20 protein-coding genes are annotated in these 20450 nt (G+C 57.7%); 5 read left to right on the top strand and 15 right to left on the bottom strand.

The window, feature by feature from the left end:
- Nucleotides 1–102 precede the first annotated feature (102 nt).
- Complete coding sequence (locus BWI95_RS14220) at nt 103–495, bottom strand: hypothetical protein (RefSeq protein ID WP_139567097.1); 393 nt, start codon at nt 493–495, stop codon at nt 103–105.
- 71 nt (nt 496–566) lie between these two features.
- Here BWI95_RS14220 and rne point away from each other — a divergent pair, with 71 nt between their 5' ends.
- The gene (rne, locus tag BWI95_RS14215) at nt 567–3818 is read left to right on the top strand and encodes a ribonuclease E (protein ID WP_054803920.1); all 3252 of its coding nucleotides are present in this window, start codon (nt 567–569) and stop codon (nt 3816–3818) included.
- 40 nt (nt 3819–3858) lie between these two features.
- Here the strand turns inward: rne and BWI95_RS14210 are convergent, their stop codons facing one another.
- On the bottom strand, nt 3859–4797 hold the full coding sequence (locus BWI95_RS14210) for a LysR family transcriptional regulator (RefSeq protein WP_054803921.1): 939 nt from the start codon (nt 4795–4797) through the stop codon (nt 3859–3861).
- 137 nt (nt 4798–4934) lie between these two features.
- On the opposite strand from BWI95_RS14210, the gene BWI95_RS14205 reads away from it, so the two are divergent.
- Nucleotides 4935–6146: an MFS transporter gene (locus BWI95_RS14205; RefSeq protein WP_076769684.1), complete on the top strand. Its 1212-nt coding sequence runs from the start codon at nt 4935–4937 to the stop codon at nt 6144–6146.
- Between the two features lie 84 nt (nt 6147–6230).
- Here BWI95_RS14205 and flgL read toward each other — a convergent pair whose 3' ends face one another.
- From flgL to flgB, 11 genes are all read right to left on the bottom strand, one after another.
- Nucleotides 6231–7199 (bottom strand): flagellar hook-associated protein FlgL, encoded by a 969-nt coding sequence (gene flgL, locus BWI95_RS14200; protein ID WP_054803923.1) that lies wholly within the window; start codon nt 7197–7199, stop codon nt 6231–6233.
- A gap of 14 nt (nt 7200–7213) precedes the next feature.
- Nucleotides 7214–8863, bottom strand: coding sequence for a flagellar hook-associated protein FlgK (flgK, locus tag BWI95_RS14195; RefSeq protein WP_076769683.1), 1650 nt, complete (start codon nt 8861–8863; stop codon nt 7214–7216).
- A gap of 75 nt (nt 8864–8938) precedes the next feature.
- The gene (flgJ, locus tag BWI95_RS14190; RefSeq protein ID WP_023481489.1) at nt 8939–9916 is read right to left on the bottom strand and encodes a flagellar assembly peptidoglycan hydrolase FlgJ; all 978 of its coding nucleotides are present in this window, start codon (nt 9914–9916) and stop codon (nt 8939–8941) included.
- Nucleotides 9916–11013 (bottom strand): flagellar basal body P-ring protein FlgI, encoded by a 1098-nt coding sequence (locus BWI95_RS14185; RefSeq protein WP_023481768.1) that lies wholly within the window; start codon nt 11011–11013, stop codon nt 9916–9918. The genes flgJ and BWI95_RS14185 overlap by 1 nt, the downstream gene beginning before the upstream one ends.
- Nucleotides 11014–11025: 12 nt before the next feature.
- Nucleotides 11026–11724, bottom strand: a complete 699-nt coding sequence (locus tag BWI95_RS14180) for a flagellar basal body L-ring protein FlgH (RefSeq protein WP_023481882.1) — start codon at nt 11722–11724, stop codon at nt 11026–11028.
- A 57-nt stretch (nt 11725–11781) separates the two neighbouring features.
- Nucleotides 11782–12564, bottom strand: a complete 783-nt coding sequence (flgG, locus tag BWI95_RS14175; RefSeq protein WP_023481502.1) for a flagellar basal-body rod protein FlgG — start codon at nt 12562–12564, stop codon at nt 11782–11784.
- Nucleotides 12565–12579: 15 nt separating this feature from the next.
- The gene (locus tag BWI95_RS14170) at nt 12580–13335 is read right to left on the bottom strand and encodes a flagellar basal body rod protein FlgF (protein WP_054803924.1); all 756 of its coding nucleotides are present in this window, start codon (nt 13333–13335) and stop codon (nt 12580–12582) included.
- A 20-nt stretch (nt 13336–13355) separates the two neighbouring features.
- Nucleotides 13356–14633, bottom strand: coding sequence for a flagellar hook protein FlgE (gene flgE / locus BWI95_RS14165; RefSeq protein WP_076769682.1), 1278 nt, complete (start codon nt 14631–14633; stop codon nt 13356–13358).
- Between the two features lie 27 nt (nt 14634–14660).
- Nucleotides 14661–15347: a flagellar hook assembly protein FlgD gene (flgD, locus tag BWI95_RS14160; protein WP_076769681.1), complete on the bottom strand. Its 687-nt coding sequence runs from the start codon at nt 15345–15347 to the stop codon at nt 14661–14663.
- 11 nt (nt 15348–15358) lie between these two features.
- Nucleotides 15359–15763 (bottom strand): flagellar basal body rod protein FlgC, encoded by a 405-nt coding sequence (gene flgC, locus BWI95_RS14155; protein ID WP_023481372.1) that lies wholly within the window; start codon nt 15761–15763, stop codon nt 15359–15361.
- A gap of 4 nt (nt 15764–15767) precedes the next feature.
- Nucleotides 15768–16184, bottom strand: a complete 417-nt coding sequence (gene flgB, locus BWI95_RS14150) for a flagellar basal body rod protein FlgB (protein ID WP_023481616.1) — start codon at nt 16182–16184, stop codon at nt 15768–15770.
- Between the two features lie 157 nt (nt 16185–16341).
- Between flgB and flgA the strand changes: the two genes are divergently transcribed.
- From flgA to flgN, 3 genes are all read left to right on the top strand, one after another.
- Nucleotides 16342–17001 carry a flagellar basal body P-ring formation chaperone FlgA gene (gene flgA, locus BWI95_RS14145; RefSeq protein WP_023481632.1) on the top strand — a complete coding sequence of 220 codons (660 nt, stop codon included), beginning with the start codon at nt 16342–16344 and terminating at the stop codon, nt 16999–17001.
- A 91-nt stretch (nt 17002–17092) separates the two neighbouring features.
- Nucleotides 17093–17386, top strand: coding sequence for a flagellar biosynthesis anti-sigma factor FlgM (gene flgM, locus BWI95_RS14140; protein ID WP_054803927.1), 294 nt, complete (start codon nt 17093–17095; stop codon nt 17384–17386).
- Nucleotides 17387–17390: 4 nt separating this feature from the next.
- A complete protein-coding gene (flgN, locus tag BWI95_RS14135; protein ID WP_023481860.1) occupies nt 17391–17813 on the top strand; it encodes a flagella biosynthesis chaperone FlgN in 423 nt (140 codons plus the stop codon).
- Nucleotides 17814–17882: 69 nt separating this feature from the next.
- Here flgN and murJ read toward each other — a convergent pair whose 3' ends face one another.
- The gene (gene murJ / locus BWI95_RS14130; protein ID WP_054803928.1) at nt 17883–19418 is read right to left on the bottom strand and encodes a murein biosynthesis integral membrane protein MurJ; all 1536 of its coding nucleotides are present in this window, start codon (nt 19416–19418) and stop codon (nt 17883–17885) included.
- A 106-nt stretch (nt 19419–19524) separates the two neighbouring features.
- Nucleotides 19525–20448 (bottom strand): Gfo/Idh/MocA family protein, encoded by a 924-nt coding sequence (locus BWI95_RS14125; RefSeq protein WP_076769680.1) that lies wholly within the window; start codon nt 20446–20448, stop codon nt 19525–19527.
- Nucleotides 20449–20450: the final 2 nt, after the last annotated feature.

Raw genomic sequence — 20450 nt, 5'->3', positions numbered from 1 at the left:
CGATTCTAAATAGCCACGCTGAATAGCGCCACTCATTTTTATATGCTTATATTGACTATTACATTCGGTAAACAGCGTTTCATACAGTTGATTCGGTGGTTATTAAACCAATCTCCGGGCAAAGGTGAAGAAACTGTGAGTAACCGGGTGATAAATGGTAAAAGTCAGCTTGCTATAACAGGGTTCGCAGGGAATAATGTTGCCGTTTTCCGTGTTGAATTTTGCTAAAACAAGTAAATGAGCGGAATGACCAGTTTTGCCTGTCCGATCATACACGCAGCAATGGCGTAAGACGTATTGATCTTTCAGGCAGTTAGCGGGCTGCGGGTTGCAGTCCTTACCGGTAGATGGAATCTTCTCTGGAGAGTTTTTCCCAGGCTGTTCCCCTGATAATTGCGCTGTATTTTCCACAGGAAATGCAGGCAACCGACACACTGCGCCTCTTAAGCGAGCGATAACCGTGAGGTTGGCGACGCGTAATAGACTCGAGGCCATCGGTTCTCCCCGGAAAGGCAAAATCTTGCCCGCAGCTTAGTCGTCAATGTAAGAATAATGAGTAAGTTACGATGAAAAGAATGTTAATCAACGCAACTCAGCAAGAAGAGTTGCGTGTCGCACTTGTTGATGGGCAACGTCTGTACGACCTGGATATCGAAAGCCCCGGGCATGAACAGAAAAAAGCCAATATCTACAAAGGTAAAATCACCCGCATTGAACCGAGCCTTGAAGCTGCCTTCGTTGACTACGGCGCTGAACGTCACGGTTTCCTCCCCCTCAAAGAGATCGCTCGCGAATACTTCCCCGCCAACTACAACGCGCATGGCCGTCCGAACATCAAAGATGTGCTGCGTGAAGGCCAGGAAGTTATCGTCCAGATCGACAAAGAAGAGCGCGGCAACAAAGGCGCGGCGCTGACCACCTTTATCAGCCTCGCCGGTAGCTACCTCGTTCTGATGCCGAACAACCCGCGCGCGGGCGGCATCTCTCGCCGTATCGAAGGCGATGACCGTACCGAGCTAAAAGAGGCGCTGTCTAGCCTCGAACTGCCGGACGGCATGGGTCTTATCGTGCGTACCGCAGGCGTTGGCAAATCTGCCGAAGCGCTGCAGTGGGATCTCAGCTTCCGCCTGAAACACTGGGAAGCGATTCAGAAAGCCGCAGAGAGCCGCCCGGCTCCGTTCCTGATTCACCAGGAGAGCAACGTTATCGTTCGCGCTTTCCGTGACTATCTGCGCCAGGACATTGGCGAAATCCTGATTGATAACCCGAAAGTGCTGGAGCTGGCTCGCCAGCATATCGCCGCGCTGGGTCGTCCGGATTTCAGCAGCAAAATTAAGCTCTACACCGGTGAAATCCCGCTGTTCAGCCACTATCAGATTGAGTCGCAAATCGAATCCGCCTTCCAGCGTGAAGTGCGTCTGCCGTCCGGCGGCTCGATTGTTATCGACAGCACCGAAGCGCTGACCGCCATCGACATCAACTCCGCTCGCGCAACCCGCGGTGGCGACATTGAAGAGACGGCGTTCAACACCAACCTCGAAGCGGCAGATGAGATCGCCCGTCAGCTGCGTCTGCGCGACCTCGGCGGCCTGATCGTTATCGACTTTATCGACATGACCCCGGTTCGCCACCAGCGCGCGGTTGAAAACCGTCTGCGTGAAGCGGTACGTCAGGATCGTGCACGTATCCAGATCAGCCATATCTCCCGCTTCGGCCTGCTAGAGATGTCCCGCCAGCGTCTGAGCCCGTCGCTGGGTGAATCGAGCCACCACGTCTGCCCGCGCTGTAGCGGTACAGGTACCATCCGTGACAACGAATCCCTGTCGCTCTCTATTCTGCGTCTGATTGAAGAAGAAGCGCTGAAAGAGAACACCCAGGAAGTGCACGCCATTGTGCCGGTTCCTGTTGCCTCTTACCTGCTGAACGAAAAACGTGCCGCCGTCAGCGCTATCGAAGCCCGTCAGGGCGGCGTACGCTGCGTCATCGTGCCGAACGATCAGATGGAAACGCCGCACTACTCGGTGCTGCGCGTACGTAAAGGTGAAGAGACGCCAACCCTCAGCTACCTGCTGCCGAAGCTGCATGAAGAGGAGATGGCGCTGCCGTCTGAAGAGGAGTATGCCGAGCGTAAACTGCCTGAGCAGCCTGCCCTCGCCACCTTTGTGATGCCAGACGTGCCGCCTGCGCCGCAAGCCCAGGAGCCCGCGCCTACAGCCCAGGCACAGCCTGCCGCTACCACTACCGCAGCACCTGGTCTGTTTGGCCGCATCGTCTCTGCCCTGAAAAACCTGTTTGCTGGCGAAGAAGCGCCTGCGCCGGTTGAAGTGAAGGAAGAGAAGAAAGAGGCGAAACCTGAGCGTTCGCAGGAGCGTCGTAAACCGCGTCAAAGCAACCGTCGCGACCGTAACGATCGCCGCGATTCGCGTGATTCCCGTAGCGAAGGCAACGAGGGTCGTGAAGGACGTGACAACCGCGACAATCGTGATAACCGCGAAGGTCGTGAGAACCGTGAAGGTCGCGAAGATAACCGCCGCAACCGTCGTGAAAAACCGCAGCAGAACGCGGAGAATCGCGAGCCGCGCCAGAACACCGTCGTTGACGAGTCGGATAAAGCGAAAACCCGCGACGAGCAGCAGCCGTCACGCCGTGAACGCAACCGCCGCCGTGGTGATGATAAACGTCAGGCGCAGCAGGAAGTTAAAGAACTGAACCGTGAAGAGCTGACCCGCGAAGAGCAGCCTGCTCAGGAAGCGGAGCAGGAAGAGCGTGTTCAGGTGATGCCGCGCCGCAAACAGCGCCAGCTGAGCCAGAAAGTGCGCATCGATGATAACCGTGCTGAAACCGTTATCGACGAAACCGTCGCAGAGACCGCGCCAGAGGAGCAGCATACTCAGCTCGCGAAAGTCGATCTGCCGGCTGTGGTTGAAAACGCCCCGGTGCTGGAGCAGGAAGAGAACGGTGAAGCGCGTGAAAACACCATGCCGCGCCGCTCACGCCGCTCCCCGCGTCACCTGCGTGTCAGCGGTCAACGCCGCCGTCGATACCGTGACGAGCGCTACCCGGTACAGTCCGCCATGCCGCTGACTATCGCCTGCGCCTCACCGGAGATGGCTTCCGGTAAAGTGTGGGTTCGCTATCCGGTGCCGCGTGCGCAGGACGAGCAGCAGGAGATCCAGCACAACAGCGCGCTGGAAACCGAGCAGCAGCATGCAGCAGAGCATGAAGTTGCCCCAGCCGTAGCTGAAGCGCAGCTGGTCACCGCCGCGCCGGCTGAGGTTGTTGAGCCGCAGGCACCGGTTGAAGCCGCACCTGTCAGCGAGCAGCCAGAAGTGGTTGAACCGCAGGCAGCGGTTGCAGAGCCAGCTCCGGTCGAGGTTGAAACGACCCATCCGGAAGCGATCTCTGCCCCGGTAGACGAGCAGCCGCAGCTGATTGCTGAGGAAGATCGTTCTGTCGCAGAGCAGGTTGCCGAAGAGGCCGAGCCAGTGAAAGAAGAGGCTGCGCCTGCACCGGTTGTTGAAGACGTTGCTCCGGCAAAAGTTGAAGCGCCAGTGCAAGCTGAAGCCCCTGCTCCGGTGAAAGTTGAAGCCCCTGTAGCGGTGAAAGCTGAAACAGCTGCGCCGGTGAAAGCCGACGCGCCGGTGGTTGCAACCGCGCCAATGACTAAAGCGCCTGCCCCTGCGTATGTACAGGAAGCACCGCGCCACAGCGACTGGGTTCGCCCGGCGTTCAACTTCGACGGTAAAGGTTCTGCGGGCGGTCACAGCGCCACGCATACCGCCACCGCGCCGGCGACCAAACCGCCAGCGGTTGAGTAAGTAAAACGCTGCAACAAGCCGACCTCCGGGTCGGCTTTTTTTATGCCCGCATTTCCGGCTGGCGCATCCCGCTCAGCCCCGGCATCACTTCCCGCATCAGCTGCAAGAATTTACGCAGCCGTGCGGGGTAGTAGCGCGCCCACGGATAGACAAGGTGAACCGGTAATGGGGCCGCCTGCCACTGCGGCAGCAGCGTCACCAGCCTGCCGCTGCGGATATCCTCTTCCACCGCCCAACTGGAGATTAACGTCACCCCCAGCCCGGCAAGTGCCGTATTGCGCGCAGCGTAAAGACTGTCGGTAAACAAGCGTGGCGAGATGGCTACCTGCACCGCCTGCTCATCATCCTGCGCGTACAGCGTGATTTGATGCTGATAGAAGGTACTCAGCGCCACCCACGGTAAGTTACTCAGCTGCTGCGGCGTCTCAATAGCCGGAAAGCGTTCCAGCAACGCGGGCGACGCCACCAGACTGCGCGGTACTTCTGCCAGCAGCACCGATACGGTAGCCGGATCGACCTCTGCCCCGACGCGGATGGCGCAATCGATATTGGCGCTAAGAAAGTCGACGGTTTTATCATTCAGCATCCACTCCACCGTCAGCTGCGGATGACGCTCAAGAAATTGTGTTAGCGGCACCAGCAGCTGCTGCTGACCAAAAGCATGCGGGGCGCGCACCCGCAGCATGCCGACCGGTTCGTCGTCGGACTGGCTGAGATCGTCCTCCAGCGCCACCCAGGCATCCGCCACCCGTTTTGCATGTTGATAGCAGCGCTCGCCGTCATCGGTGAGCTTCATGGCATGGGTGGTGCGCAGCAGCAGTTTGACGCCAAGCAATGTCTCCAGCGATTGCAAACGACGGCTGACGGTTGCCTGCGTTGTCTCCAGCTGGCGGGCCGCTGCCGACAGGGAGCCTGCTTCAACAATGCGAATAAAGGTCCGCATTAAGTCCACCCGGTCTATACGCTCTTGTCGCCTCATAATCTTTATGCCTATACGTTTCACGTATAACCGTTTTACCACTGCGCTGGCTACCGCGCTACCGCGCCATGGGTAAAAATGCGCTCACACCGTAGCCTGACTACGCATTCACAGCTTTATCTCTTCGGGGACACCATATGAACCATCAATCGCTCTCTGCCCGTATGGCAAACGGCATCTTTTTTGCGCTGGCGCTTGGCGCAGGATTCAGCGTCGCGGCCATCTACTACTCGCAGCCGCTGCTGCCGCTGATGGGTAGCGATCTGCATCTGACCATCAATGGCATGGGGCTGGTACCGACGCTCACCCAGGCCGGTTACGCGCTCGGCATTCTCTTTTTGCTGCCGCTGGGCGACCGTCACGATCGCCGTCGCTTAATTGTGGCGAAAAGCGCAGCGCTGGCGGTCTTACTGTTGGCCTGCAGCCTGACCAGCCACCTGCCCTCACTGCTTATTGTCAGCCTGTTAATCGGCATGGCGGCGACCATGGCGCAGGATATTGTACCGGCCGCGGCGATCCTCGCTCCGGCGGGGAAACAGGGAAAAATGGTCGGCACGGTAATGACCGGTCTGCTGCTCGGTATTTTGCTCTCGCGTACGGTCAGCGGCTTTGTCGGCGCGGCGTTTGGCTGGCGTGTGATGTATCAGCTTGCGGCGGTAAGCGTTGCACTAATTGGCGTCTTAATGTGGTCAGTATTGCCGCGCTTCGCTACCCACTCCACGCTGAGCTATCCGGCACTGATGCGCTCAATGGCGCATCTCTGGCAGCGCTACCCGACGCTGCGCCGTGCGGCGTTGGCGCAGGGCTTTTTGTCCATAGCCTTTAGCGCCTTCTGGTCGACGCTGGCGCTGATGCTGCTTGAGCACTATCAGCTGGGCAGCGCCGTTGCCGGAACATTCGGTATTGCCGGTGCCGCAGGGGCGTTAGCCGCGCCGTTGGCGGGAGGCCTTGCGGATAAGGTGGGCGCAGAGCGTGTAACCCAACTCGGTGCCGGGCTGGTAACGATCTCATTCGCCATGATGTTCCTGCTGCCTGCCCTGCCGCCCCATGGCCAGCTGGCGCTGATTGCCCTCTCGGCGGTCGGGTTTGATCTTGGCCTGCAATCAAGCCTCGTCGCGCATCAAAATCTGGTTTACAGCCTTGAGCCGCAGGCGCGGGGACGACTCAATGCGCTGCTCTTTACGGGGGTGTTTATCGGTATGGCGCTGGGTTCCGCGCTGGGAAGCAAGCTTTACGCTGTCGCCTCATGGCAGGGCGTGGTGGTACTGGCGAGCGTAGCGGGGCTTATCGCACTGCTGATTCGTCTCTTCGATGCCCGTAAGCTTGAGCAGGCGAAGCAAAACGCATAGATAAAAAAAGGCCCGCTCTGGAGAGACAGAGCGGGCATAGCAGACATACTCCAGTTTCAGGATATGCCCAAAGTAAAAAGGTTATTAACGGTTCATCTGGAACAGCGACATACCCTGCATATCGGTGAAGGCTTTATAAGAAGCCTGCAATGCCGCTTGCTGCATGGTGTAAGAGGAGATCACCGAGTTCCAGTCAGCATCGATCAGATCGCTCTTCTGCTGCTTTAACGACAGCGCACGATCGTCGCCAAGCGCGTCGAGGGTATCCAGTTCATTGAGCTGCGTACCGAGTTCAGCGCGCACGCTCAGCACGTTGTTCAGGGAGTTGCCCAGACCACGGCTGGTTTTATCCACCGCGGCCTGCGCCGCGGCTTTCGCCGTTTCGTCGCCCGCTACCGGCGTCTTCAGTGCTGCAATTGCCGTGTCGAGCATTTTGAACAGATCCGTCTCCGGCGCAGGCGCAACGCCTGTAGCAGGATCGACAGGCTCTTTGGTCGCATTACTGGTAACGGAGTTGAAGACCTGGTCACCGGTATGGGCGATCACCATCGTACGCGCCGCATCAACCTGCTGGGTAATGGCGTCGGTACCGCCGCTGTAGTTGCCTGTGGCATCGTACGGCTTGTTTTCAGTACGGTAGCCACCAAAAATGTAGCGGCCGTTACCGTCGGTGCTGTTCGCGAGGTTCAATAACTGATCGCGAAAGCCCTGCAACTCTGCGGCAACTGAAGCGCGGTCATCATCACTCAGCGAGCCGTTGCCCGCTTTCACGATGCTGCTCTGTGCGCCTGTGACGGCAGTAGTTACCTGCTGCAACACGCTCTCTTCGAGGGAAACTTTCTGCTTCGCGAAGGTACGCGCCGTGTCGTATTGCGTGTTTTGCGCCTGCGCCTGGGAGATCACCACCGCCTGCGAGGCGGCGATCGGATCATCAGACGGGCGGTTAACGCGCTGACCGGTTGTCATCTGCTCGCCGTACCCTAACCATTTGCCCTGAGCATTGGTTACGCCGCGCATATTTTGTTCGTACATCATTTGCGTGCTAATACGCATGACTCACCTCTTACTTAACGAATGGCCAGCAGGGCATCAAACAACGTGCTTGCGGTCTGCAGCACCTGGGCGTTAGCCAGGTAATACTGCTGAAAACGCTGCAGGTTGCCGTACTCTTCATCGAGGTTTACCCCGGAGATAGATTGCTGCTGGTTGCTCAACTGGGTCACGACGTTAGTCTGTGTCGCGCTGCTGGTTTTCAGCGTCGAGGTTTTGTTCCCGACATCGCTCACCAGCGTGGCATACGAATCGTTAAAGGTTTTGTTCCCGCCGACCACTTTCGCGCTCTGCAGCTTTAACAAATCCTGACCGTTGCGGTTGTCGCTCGCGCCGTTACCGGCCGCGCCCGCCATGGCGATTTTCGACTCATCGGTCACCGCCACGCTCATATTCACAATCGCGTTGCTCACCGGACGGATGGTGAAGCTGTCATCTTTTTTCGCGCCGGTAGAGCCGTTATTGATGGAGACTTTCAGGCCATCAAAATTGAGCGTGCCGTCTGTCGTATCCGGCGTTACCGCGATGGTGGTGTTATTGGACAGACGCGTGACGTTCCACTGCGTGCCGTCAAAAGCCACTTTATAGTCGGTCGCCTGTACCGCAGAGCTGTTGGTTACGGCCGCGGTCAGCGTAGCGTCGCCGCTGTTTTTGCTGTTCGACGTGGCAGAAGGCCCGCCAATATTGAAGAACTTCTCACCCGCATCGCCGTCTGCGTCAAAGCCTTTAACGTGCTGCTGGTTAAAGGAGTCGGCGAACGAGAGCGCCAGCTGGCCGAGCGTATTGCGCGCCTGGTCCAGATCCTGCGTACGGAATGAGAGCAGGCCGCCGAGTGAACCGGTGGTCACCTGCTTTTCCGGGATCTCGACATTGCCGGCAATCTTATCGACATACGCCAGCGTGGTACGTGCCGGATCGGCGCTGGAAGGCACCGCCGCCAGTTGACGCGCTTCCTTACCCTGCACCAGAGTAATGCCGTTACCCATGCTGACGTTATAGCTACCATCCTGGGTGCTGACTTCCACACCCACGACTTTGTTCAGTTCGCTGACCAGTTGATCGCGCTGATCGAGCAGGTCGTTTGGCGATGAGCCTGCACCTACCGCAGTCAGTTTAGAGATCTGCTGGTTGAGGTTGGCGATCTGCTTCGAGTAGTTGTTGATCTGATCAACGCTGGTGGCGATAGATAAGTTGACCTGTTTATCCTGGTCACGCAGATACTGATCGGCCACTTTAAACTGGTTTACCAGACCGTCGGCTTTGCCGAGCAGCGCCTGGCGCGACGACGGATCGGAGGCGTTACTCACCAGCGTCTGCATGCTGGAGAAGAAGCTCTGCAGGCTGCTCGACAGGGAGTTGGTGGTATCCGACAGCACATCGTCAATTTTTGACATCTGCTCGTAACGTGTGGTCAACCCGCTGTTCTGGTTTTGCGCCGCGCGCAGCTGGTTGGTAATAAAGGCGTCATACTCACGCTGAACGCCAGTCACGGTGACACCATTGCCCACGTAGCCGCTACCGGTCAGCGTGCTGTTCGAACTGGTCAACACCGTCGTCTGACGGGTATAGCCCGCGACGTTATAACTCGCAATGTTATTACTGGCGGTATTGAGCGCGGCCTGGGCTGCGCTAAGCCCGCTCATTGCGCTGTTAATCAAACTGGACATGGAGGTTCCTTATACACTTTCAGACATGAGTCCTGTTGAAGATTATCGGCAACCCTGAGTGAAACTTGAGACGTTTTAGAACAGATTTTGTGTATCTGTGCTGTACGCCTTGCTCACTTTCTCACCCATCGATTTAAGCTGCTGGATCATTGAGGTCAGCTTACGGGCATAGTGCGGATCGGTTGCGTAACCAGCGCTCTGCAGCGCCTGTGCGCCCTGCTCCGCCGTTGCCGCGGTGGTTACCGCCGCGTAACGTTTGTTGCGCGTCAACATGCCGACATAGTCGGAGAGCGCTTCAAGGTAAGAGCTATACACACGGAATTTGGCTTTCACTTTCACCGCCTCACCGTTTTCATACTCGGTGGTGGTGATTTCGGTGGTCGGCCCTTTCCAGCTTGAGGTCGCTTTCACGCCGAAGATGTTGTAGCTCGGCTCGCCGTTCTCACGCGGGATCTGCCGCTGGCCCCAGCCGGATTCCAGCGCAGCCTGCGCGAGGATCAGGTGGTGCGGCACGCCGCTCTGCTGGCTCGCCAGCCGCGCCGGGAGCGAAAGCTGGGCGAGGAAGTCTTTGCTGTCGCCGGAGAGCGGCTGATCGTTACCCGCGTCAGCCACTTCAGATGCATCGGGCACTTTGGGTATCGCTTTGCGCACCAGCTGTGTCAGCGCCTGGTTTTGATAGGTGTTGACGGTCTCCAGCGGGAACTTCATCGGCACCTGCTGCATCTGGTCAGCCGGATCGACTGGCGCTTGATCGCCGGTCATCTGTTTCACCATCATATCGGCGAGACCGAGACCTTTGCCGGCGGTCATCTGCTGAGCGATCTGCTGGTCATACATGCTGGTATACAGCCGCGTTGAATCACTGCTGAAAATCCCATCTTTCGGTAACGCTTCGCGCATGCTTTTCAGCATCATCTGCACGAACATCCCCTCCACCTGGCGCGCCACCGGGCGCAGGTTGGCAGCCGGATCCTGTCCGGCTTTTGACTTCAGTTCATTCAGCGATTGCGCGTCCCATGCCGCGCTGGTCAACATTCGGCTGTCGGTCAACATTAGATGATCTCCAGTTTCGCACGCAGGCAACCGGCGCTCTGCATTGCCTGCAGAATCGACATCAGCTCCATTGGCGAGGCACCCAGGGCGTTAAGGGCACGCACGACGCTGTTGAGGTTGGCGCTGGAGCGTACGCTCTGCAGCGAGCCGCCGCTCTGGCGCAGGTCGATCTGCGTTTGCGGTGTCACCACGGTCTGGCCGCCGCCAAATGGCGTATTCGGCTGGCTTACGTTGTTCTGCTGGTTGACGGTGACCGAGAGGTTACCCTGCGCAATGGCACAGCTATCCAGCGACACTTCGCGGTTCATCACCACCGAGCCGGTACGCGAGTTAACAATCACTTTCGCATCCTGCTGCGTGGTGCCGACTTCCATATTCTGGATATCCGCCAGGGCACGAACCTGAGAGCTGCCGCCGGAGGAGACGCGCACCTGAACGGTACGGCCATCCAGCGCGGTGGCGCTGCCATAACCGCGTGCGCGGTTGATGGTGTCAGCAATCTGCTGCGCCATGGTGAAGTCTTCCTGGTTCAGCTGCAGGTTGATGCTGTTCGTGGCACCGAACTGGTTCGGCAACTCACGCTCAATTACCGCGCCGCCGGTAATGCGACCGCCGTTAAGCTGGTTAACCTGCACGCTGCTGCCGCCGGCTGATGCACCCGCGCCGCCAACAAGGATGTTGCCCTGCGCCAGTGCATAGACCTGGCTGTCGACGCCCTTCAGCGGGGTCATCAGCAGCGTACCGCCGCGCAGGCTTTTGGCGTTACCCATTGAGGAGACCACCACATCGATGGTCTGCCCCTGGCGACCAAAGGCCGGAAGCTGCGCCGTGACCATGACTGCCGCCACGTTTTTCAGCTGCATGTTGGTGCCCTGCGGGACGGTAATACCCATCTGCGACAGCATGTTGTTCAGCGTCTGGGTAGTAAACGGCGTCTGGGTGGTCTGGTCGCCCGTCCCATCCAGGCCAACCACCAGCCCGTAGCCAATTAAGGAGTTTTCACGTACGCCCTGTACACTGGTGAGATCCCGGATACGGTCAGCCTGGGCGAAGGTCGCCATCAGCACTAACACCATACCAGTCAAATATTTAAACATTGTTCACCCCGGTTACATCGGCGATAAGTTAAGGAAGAAACGCTGCAGCCAGCCCATATTCTGCGCTTCGTTGATGTAGCCGTTGCCGACGTACTCGATGCGCGCGTCCGCCACCTGGGTGGAAGGAACGCTGTTGCTGCCGCTGATGGTGCGTGGGTTCACGACACCGGAGAAGCGGATGAACTCAGTGCCCTGGTTGATGGCGATCTGTTTTTCACCCACAACATGTAAATTGCCATTGATCAGCACCTGATCGACGGTCACGGTCAACGTGCCGCTAAAGGTGTTACTGGCGTTGGCGCCGCCTTTGCCCCCGAAGGAGTTGCTGCCCGAAGCACCCAGATCGGCACGAGCATTGCCAAACAGACCTTCGAGATAACGCGGTGTGGTGTCTACGCCAAAACTGGCTTTGCCATCACGACTGGCGTTGGCCGACGAGCTCTTACTGGCGCTCACGTTTTCCTGCAGTACGATAGTCAGCGTATCGCCAATGTTGCGCGGACGACGATCTTCAAACAGCGGCTGATAGCCGTAGTTAATCGGCTGCGCGGTCTGATAAATCGAGCCATTGACGACCGGAATGGGACCGGGCATCGGTTGAGCTGTCGTTGCCCCCTGCACCAGTGGTGTAGAAGGGACCCAGGCACACCCGGTCAGGGTTAATGCCACTAAAGCCATTATCGGGTAGCTGCGGACGGCGTATTTTTGCATTGCATTCATCTTCGAGATCAGGGTTCCGGTGCGGCGGTTACCGCACCGGATAACGCCTTAGAGTTGCGTCAGTTTTTGCAGCATCTGATCGGTGGTCGATACTGCTTTACTGTTAATTTCGTAAGCGCGCTGAACCTGGATCATGTTCACCAGCTCTTCCGCGACGTTTACGTTTGAAGTTTCCACAAATCCCTGGTAGAGCAAACCTGCACCGTTCAGGCCAGGCGTGGTGCCGTTTGGCGCGCCGGAAGACTGGGTTTCGGTGTAGAGGTTCTCACCAATGCTCTCAAGCCCGGTGTCGTTCATAAAGGTGGTGAGGTTTAACTGGCCAACCTGCACCGGTGCTGCCGCACCCTGCTGCGTCACGCTGACCACACCATCGCGACCGATGGTGATGCCAAGGCTGTTCGCCGGGATGGTGATAGCCGGTTGCACCTGGAAACCGCCCGCCGTTACCAGCTGGCCGTTCTGATCCACCTGGAAAGAGCCGTCGCGGGTGTACGCAGAGGTGCCGTCCGGCAGCAGAACTTCGAAGAAGCCCTGACCTTTAATGGCGACATCTTTGCTGTTGTTGGTCTGAGACAGGTTGCCCTGGCTGTGCAGACGTTCGGTAGCGACCGGACGCACACCGGTACCGATCTGCAGACCGGAAGGCAGCGTTGTCTGTTCAGATGATTGCGCGCCTGGCTGGCGGATCGTCTGGTACATCAAATCTTCAAATACCGCACGCTGACGCTTAAAACCATTGGTGCTGACGTTCGCCAGGTTGTTGGCGATGACATCCATATTGGTTTGTTGGGCGTCGAGGCCGGTTTTTGCGATCCATAATGAACTGATCATATGTAGTCCTGTTTATTAGCTCATTGACAGCAATTGGTTAGCACGCTGCTCGTTTTCATCGACGCTGCTGATGATCTTCATCTGCATTTCGAAACGGCGCGCGCTGGCGATCATATCGGTCATCGACTCGACCGGTTTCACGTTACTGCCTTCCAGTACGCCAGACTGCACGCGAATGGAGGGGTCAGGCTGCAACGTTGCGCCACGGGTCGCCTGCGCGCTCTGGCTCAGACGGAAAAGACCGTCATCACCGCGCACTATTTCGCGCGGTTCTGCTTTTACCAGCTTCAGCTTGCCGACAGGCGCGATGGTATTCGCCGCGTCGCCAGGGTTGAGCGCCGAAATCGTACCGTCAGCGGCGATAGTGACCTGCGCCCCTTCCGGTACGGCGATCGGACCGCCTTCGCCAATCACTGGATGGCCCTGAATCGTCAACTGACCGGTCGGGCTCACCTGGATATTGCCGTTACGGGTGTAACCTTCCGAGCCGTCCGCCGTTTGCACTGCCAGCCAACCATCCTGCTGCAACGCCACGTCAAGCGGGCGTGAGGTGTAGTCCAGTTGACCCGGCGTCATATCGGCGCCAGGCGTGGAGGCCACCACCAGCGTGCGGGTAGGCAGGGAAAGCCCTTCTACCGGCACCGCGCGCAGCGCGTTCAGCTGGGCGCGAAAGCCCGGTGTGGAAGCATTCGCGAGGTTGCTGGCGGTGACAGCCTGCTGATTCAGCGTCTGGCTGGCTGCGCCCATCGCGGTATATATTGCGTGATCCATTAAGCCGTCCCGTCAGTCGATTAACGCAGGTTAACCAGCGTGTTAAGGATCTGATCCTGGGTTTTGATGGTCTGCGCGTTCGACTGATAGTTACGCTGCGCGACGATCATGTTGACCAGTTCTTTACTCAGATCCACGTTTGAAGCTTCCAGCGCGCCGTTGGTCAGCTTGCCGAAGTTACCGGTGCCGGCGGTGCCGAGCAGCGCAACACCAGAGGAGTTGGTAGCAGACCAAACGTTGTCACCCTGAGACTGCAGGCCTTCGTTGTTGGCGAAGTTCGCCAGCACGATCTGACCCAGCAGCTGCGACTGTTCGTTGGAGTAGCTACCGACAACGGTGCCGTCATCGTTAATGGCGTAGCTCACCAGTGAACCCGGCGCGTAACCGTTCTGGTTGATAGCCACCACACCGCTGGTGCCGGTGTTCTGCTGCATTGAGTTCAGGAAGCTCAGGCTGAAGGTGCTGGCGGCAGAGCCGTTCAGGCTGGCCAGACCGATGTTGATCTGCGGCTGAGCGTTAGCGGTCGCCGACAGGTTCCAGGTACGCGGAGAGGTCGCCGGAGAGGCTTCGGTGTAGTTGTTGACCGCAGAGAGCGTACCGTTGCTGGTAAAGGTCATCTGCGCGGCTTTCTGGTAAGAAGAGCCCGCTACGCTGGAGTCCTGGGTGTAGACATCCCATTTGTTGGCGCTGTTTTTAACGTAGTAAACGTCAACGGCGTGGGAGTTACCCAGGCTGTCATAGGTGGTGACAGTGCCTTTTTTGTTATAAGAGTCTGAGTTCGTCGGATCGAACGGGCTAACCGTCGGGGTGGAGTCCGTTGAGTTCAGGTTCATCTGCATCGCCGCCGTGGTGGTGGCTTTCGCCGCCATCAGGGTGTTAGGGATGGTGATGGCAGACGGGTTCGCGCCGCTCTGCACCGCAGGCGGGGTGCCGGCTACCGGGAAACCGGTCACCTGCATACCCTGCATGTTAACCAGGTTGCGGTTTTCGTCGAGTTTGAACTGACCGTTACGGCTGTAGTAAACAGAACCGTTGCTGTCGGTCACACGGAAGAAACCGTTGCCGCTCAGCGCGACGTCGAGGCCACGACCGGTGTTGGTGGTGGTGCCGTCAGCGAAGTCCTGAGTAATACCTGCCACTTTAACGCCGAGACCTACTTTAGAACCGGCAAACATATCGGCGAAGGACGCAGATCCGGATTTAAAGCCATAGGTGGCGGAGTTGGCAATGTTGTTACCAATGACATCGAGGTTGGTGGCCGCAGCATTCAGGCCGCTGACCGCTTGTGAAAAGGCCATGACTTACTCCTGATAAGTATGAAGGCTTTAAATAATCTGTCGTACTTCGTCGAGTGTGGTACTTCCGTAAGTACCTAAATCCAGTGTGCTTCCCTTGTCGCCGCGGGTGACACCCTGTACCAGCGCAAACTGCAGCGGTTGTGCAACCAGCTGCGTTGTGCCGGAGCTGGCCGCGATAGATACCGTATATGAGTTATCCGGTGCTACGCTGCCATCTGTCATTTTGCCGTCCCAACTAAAGGTGTGGACGCCAGCTTTCAGACCGCCGAGTTCAATAGTCCGTACCGGCGTACCGCTCTTATCGCTCACGATGGCGGTCACTTTGTCGGCAGTCTGCGTCAGTTCTACGCCAAACGGCGTGGATGTTCCTTTGCCCACCAGCACGGTCTGTCCCGGGATCATCACGCCGTGACCAATCAGGGTGCTCGCCTGCAGCGACTGATTGTTATCAAGCTGTCCGGAGATGGAGCCGAGGGTGGTATTCAGTTTCTCAATCCCGCTTACGGTGCTGATCTGCGCCAGCTGCGTGGTCAGCTCGTTGTTCTGCAGCGGGTTGGTGGGATCCTGGTTCTTTAACTGCGCAACCAGCAGCGTCAAAAAGCTGCCCTGAAGGTCGGATGCGCTGTTAGTGCCGGTAGCCGTGGTACCGGACGTTTTGCTGGACGTCGAGACGCCGTTGTTAATCGGGTCGTTAATATTTACGCTGATAGACATACGGGGCCCCTTTACTGACCGAGAGTGAGCGTTTTGAGCATCATGCTCTTCACGGTGTTCAGCACTTCAACGTTCGCCTGGTAGCTGCGCGACGCGGACATGCTGTTAACCATTTCGCCCACGACATCGACGTTAGGCATTTTTACGTAGCCGCTTGCATCTGCCAGCGGGTTACCAGGTTCATACACCAGCTTGTCCGGCGCCTGGCTTTCAATCACATCCGCCACTTTTACGCCGCCCGTTGCCTGGCCCGGTGCTGCATCGACCTGAAAGACAACCTGTTTAGCGCGATACGGCTGACCGTCGGGTCCGGTTACGCTGTCGGCGTTCGCCAGGTTACTGGCGGCGACGTTCATACGTTTGGACTGTGCGGTCAGCGCGGAGCCTGCGACATCAAAGATATTCAGTAATGCCATTTAATTAGTTCCCCTGTTGCAGAACACTCATCATGCTTTTGATCTGCCCGCCCAGCACGGTCAACCCGGTCTGGTATTTGACGCTGTTGTCGGCGAACTGGGTACGTTCACGATCCATATCGACGGTGTTGCCATCCAGCGATGGTTGATCGGGAATGCGATAAAGCAGATCGGTAGACGGGCCGGTCATCGCCTGCGCCGGAATGTGGCGCGAAGAGGTGAGCGCCAGCGATACACCGCTGCCTTCAGCCCGACCGCGCTCCATCACTTTTTTTAATTCACTGGAAAAATCCATATCGCGCGCCTGAAACCCTGGGGTGTCGGCGTTAGCAATATTTGCTGCCAGAATCTCCTGGCGCTGGGCGCTCAGGTTCAGCGCTTCCTGTTGAAAGCGCAGTGCGGCATCAAGTTTATCGAGCATGGCTCCCTCACTGATGACAATTATTTAGCCAACAGCTTAAATCGCCCCTTGCAAACTTATCGTTGGAATAAGGGCAAAATGCGTCGCTATTTTTTGCGTTGATAGATTTGCAAAGCGGTTAAAATCTCCTCATCTGGTTCAACAGGCATGTTTTGCGATGAAGACGTTGAAAGGCGGTGTAGCCGCAATCTTATTGTTATTAAGCCCCTTTTCTCAGGCAGCGGATCTGCAGGCGCAACTGACGTCGCTTTTCGCCCAGCGTCTGGCTGGCTTTAGCGATGAGGTGGTGGTAAACATTCGCACCCCGCAAAGCCAGTTACCGGCATGCGATCAGCCCACCCTGAGCGTGGTGGGCGGCGCGAAGCTGTGGGGCAATATGAATGTGATGGCGAACTGCGCGGGTACGAAACGCTTTGTGCAGGTCGAAGTCCAGGCGACCGGTAACTATGTCGTGGCGGTGCAGCCTGTTGCGCGCGGCGCGACATTGCAGGCCGGGAGCGTGGCGTTACAGCGCGGCCGCCTCGATCAGTTGCCGCCGAGAACCATGCTCGATATCAACATGGCGCAGGACGCGGTAAGTTTGCGCGATCTGGCGCCGGGTCAGGCAATTCAGCTCTCAATGGTGCGTCAGGCATGGCGGATTAAAGCCGGCCAGCGCGTACAGGTTGTGGCGTCCGGAGATGGCTTTAGTGTGAACAGCGAAGGTCAGGCGATGAACAATGCGGCAGTGGCGCAAAATGCCCGTGTTCGCATGGCTTCAGGGCAGATAGTTAGCGGCACGGTTAATTCTGATGGGAATATTCTTATTAACCTATAAATTGCTTAAAGAACTAATGCTATCTGCCGATAAGTTAGTAAGACTGAAGAAATCTGGCCCGAAACGCCGCGAACCTCAATGAGGAAACATTATGAGCATCGATCGTACCTCTTCCCTGAAGCCGGTTAACACCGTTCAACAGCGTGAGACTAACGAAACCCAGACGCAGAAAACGCGTCAGGAAACTGCCGCGACGGCAAACAGCACCAACGTCACGCTCAGCGGTTCCCAAACCAGGCTGATGCAGGCGGGCGCTAACGACATCAATATGGAACGCGTTGAAAAACTGAAAACCGCGATTCGTAATGGTGAACTCAAAATGGACACCGGCAAAATTGCTGATGCCCTGATTAACGAAGCGAAGAGTTACTTACAGAGTAAATAACCGTATGAATCGACTGTCAGATATTCTTGATCAAATGACAGTTATCCTGAGCGCTCTGAAAGACGTGATGGATACTGAGCAAAAACAGCTTTCCGTTGGCCATCTCAATGGCAGCGCGCTACAGCGCATTACGGAGGAGAAAAGCTCCTTGCTCGCGACGCTGGACTACCTTGAGCAGCAGCGTCGTGCCGAACAGAAAACGCAACAAAACGCCTCAGGCGATGTTGCCAATCGCTGGCAGATCATCACGCAGAAAACGCAGCATTTACGCGACCTCAACCAGCACAACGGCTGGCTGCTGGAGGGGCAAATCGCGCGCAACCAGCAGGCACTGGAAGTCCTGAAACCGCATCAGGAACCGAGCCTCTACGGTGCGAATGGCTATGCCTCATCCGCCAATCGCGGCGGCAAGAAGATTGCGATTTAATTCGACGATAGCGTAACTACGCCGTTGTGAATATGCCAGGGGTCTCCCCCTGGCTTTTTGCGTTGCTTTTTATACCGTCCGGCGCGCGAACTCTTTCACTTTAAACCCGAGCAGCGCAAGGGTAACAAAGTAAGCAACAATACCCGCCCCAACCACTATCATCAGGCGCAGCAAGCGGTACGGCATTGTTCCTGTCGCCCAGTCAGGCATCACATACAGCATCCCTACCAGCGCGGCGGCCATGACTACCACGGCAATCACCAGACGAAGCAGAAAACGGCCCCAGCCCGGCTGCGGGGTAAAGATCTTCTGCTTGCGCAGCTGCCAGTAGAGCAGGCTGGCATTGAGACAGGCCGCCAGACCAATCGACAGCGACAGCCCGGCATGCTTCAGCGGGCCGATAAAGGCCAGGTTCATCACCTGGGTCATCAGCAGCGTCACAATAGCAATTTTGACCGGCGTTTTAATGTCCTGGCGTGAATAGAAGCCTGGCGCCAAGACCTTCACCACGATCAAACCCATCAACCCCACCGAGTAGGCGATCAGCGCGCGCTGAGTCATTGCCGCATCAAAAGCGGTGAATTTACCATACTGGAACAGCGAAACGGTCAACGGCTTGGCGAGAATGCCGAGCGCTACGGCACTGGGCAGCGCCAGCAGGAAACAGAGGCGCAGGCCCCAGTCCATCAAGCGGCAATACTCCTCCTGATTGCCGCTGGAGAAGCTTTTCGACAGCGACGGCAGCAGGATTGTCCCGAGCGCCACGCCCAGCACGCCGGAGGGGAACTCCATTAAGCGGTCAGCGTAATACATCCACGACACGGAGCCGGAGACGAGGAACGAGGCGAATATGGTGTTGATGATAAGCGAGATCTGGCTGACAGAGACGCCAAGGATCGCCGGCCCCATCTGCTTCACCACCCGCATCGCGCCCGCATCGCGCAGGTTGATGCGCGGCAGCACCAGCATGCCAATCTTTTTCAGATGCGGCAGTTGATAGACCAGTTGCAACACGCCGCCAACGGTGACCGCCCAGGCCAGCGCCAGCACCGGCGGATGGAAGTAAGGCGCGGCGAAGAGCGCAAAGCCAATCATGCTGACATTGAGAAAGGTGGGCGCAAACGCTGGCACCGAGAAGCGGTTCCAGGTATTGAGGATCGCCCCCGCCAGCGACGCCAGTGAGATCAGCAAAATATAGGGAAAGGTAATGCGCAGCAGCTGCGAGGTGAGGTTGAATTTATCTGCCGTATCGGCAAATCCCGGCGCGGTAACGAGGATAACCCAGGGGGCGGCGAGCATCCCGATAACGGTGACTATCGCCAGCGCAAGGGTCAGCAGGCCGGAAACATAGGCGACAAAGACGCGGGTGGCATCTTCGCCCTGTTTGCTTTTGTACTCGGCGAGGATCGGCACAAAGGCCTGGGAAAAGGCACCCTCGGCAAAAATACGCCGTAACAGGTTGGGCAGTTTAAAGGCGACAAAGAAGGCGTCCGTCGCCATCCCTGCGCCAAACACCCGTGCCACAATGGCATCGCGCGCGAAGCCCAGCACGCGGGAAAACATTGTCATGGAGCTGACTGCCGCCAGCGATTTGAGTAGGTTCATTCTGGTTTCCATAAGACACAACGCCTGCAATGCAGGCGTTGGGATACAGCGAAGCGCTTAGTCTACAGGGAAAAAAGCGAATTACTATCGCCTGCGTTACGACGCATTATTCACTCATCGCCTCGCGCCAGAGCTTCTCCACCACGCGCTGCGCAAGGATCGCCTGCTCGCCCGCCGTTTCCGGAACCATCTGATTTTGCACACACTCGATAAAGTGGCGCGCGCAACCGGCAAAACCGCGCTGCTCCAGCACGCTCTGCCAGCCGGGGATTGGGCGCGCGATAACCCCCTGCCCGCGCTCTTCGCGCCACTCGCGCATATCAGTAATATCCACCAGCCCACCATCGGTCACCGCCTGCACCCACTCGCGCTGGCTGCCCGCCCGCCGGTGCATACTGGTAGTGATGTGCAGCGTGTCGGCGCTGAAGTGGTGCTCAGCATAGAGCATTGCGCCGTCGTCGGTGGTTTGCAGCGTGCCGCTCTGGATCTGCACACGACCGCCCGCCAGCCATAGCGCGGTGTCGACCACATGGAGGTAGTCATCAAGCAGCGTAAAGCGCAGGTCGTGCGGCCCGACGCTGTCGGCGCGGTGCTTATCCATACGCAGCGACGCCGCCTGCGGCATCTGCTGTTTCAACTCGCGGTAGAGCGGCGAGAAGCGGCGGTTAAAGCCAACCATCAGCGTCAGCTTTTTGCGCGCCGCCAGCTCGACTAAGCGCTCGGCATCTTTCAGGTTTTCCGCCAGCGGTTTATCAACGCAGACGTGCACGCCAAGGTTGAGCAGCTCGCTCACCACCGCATAGTGCGAGGCGGTTGAGGTGTGCACGAAAACCGCATCGCACTGCGCCGCCAGCGACGCCAGCGAATCTGCATAAGGGATGCGCCAGGTTTCACACACTCGCAGGGCTTTATCCCGCGTTGGCGACCAGGCCGCCGCCAGCGTCCACTCCGTTGCCGCGCCCAGCACCGGCAACCAGGCTTTCTGCGCGATACCGCCCAGCCCTACTACACCAATCCGTAATGTCGCCACGC

Origin of the sequence: Kosakonia cowanii JCM 10956 = DSM 18146, from assembly GCF_001975225.1 — a bacterium.
Classification (GTDB): Bacteria; Pseudomonadota; Gammaproteobacteria; order Enterobacterales; family Enterobacteriaceae; genus Kosakonia; species Kosakonia cowanii.
The sequence above is the reverse complement of the archived record's forward strand: the minus strand, read 5'-3'. Positions and strand labels throughout refer to the sequence as shown.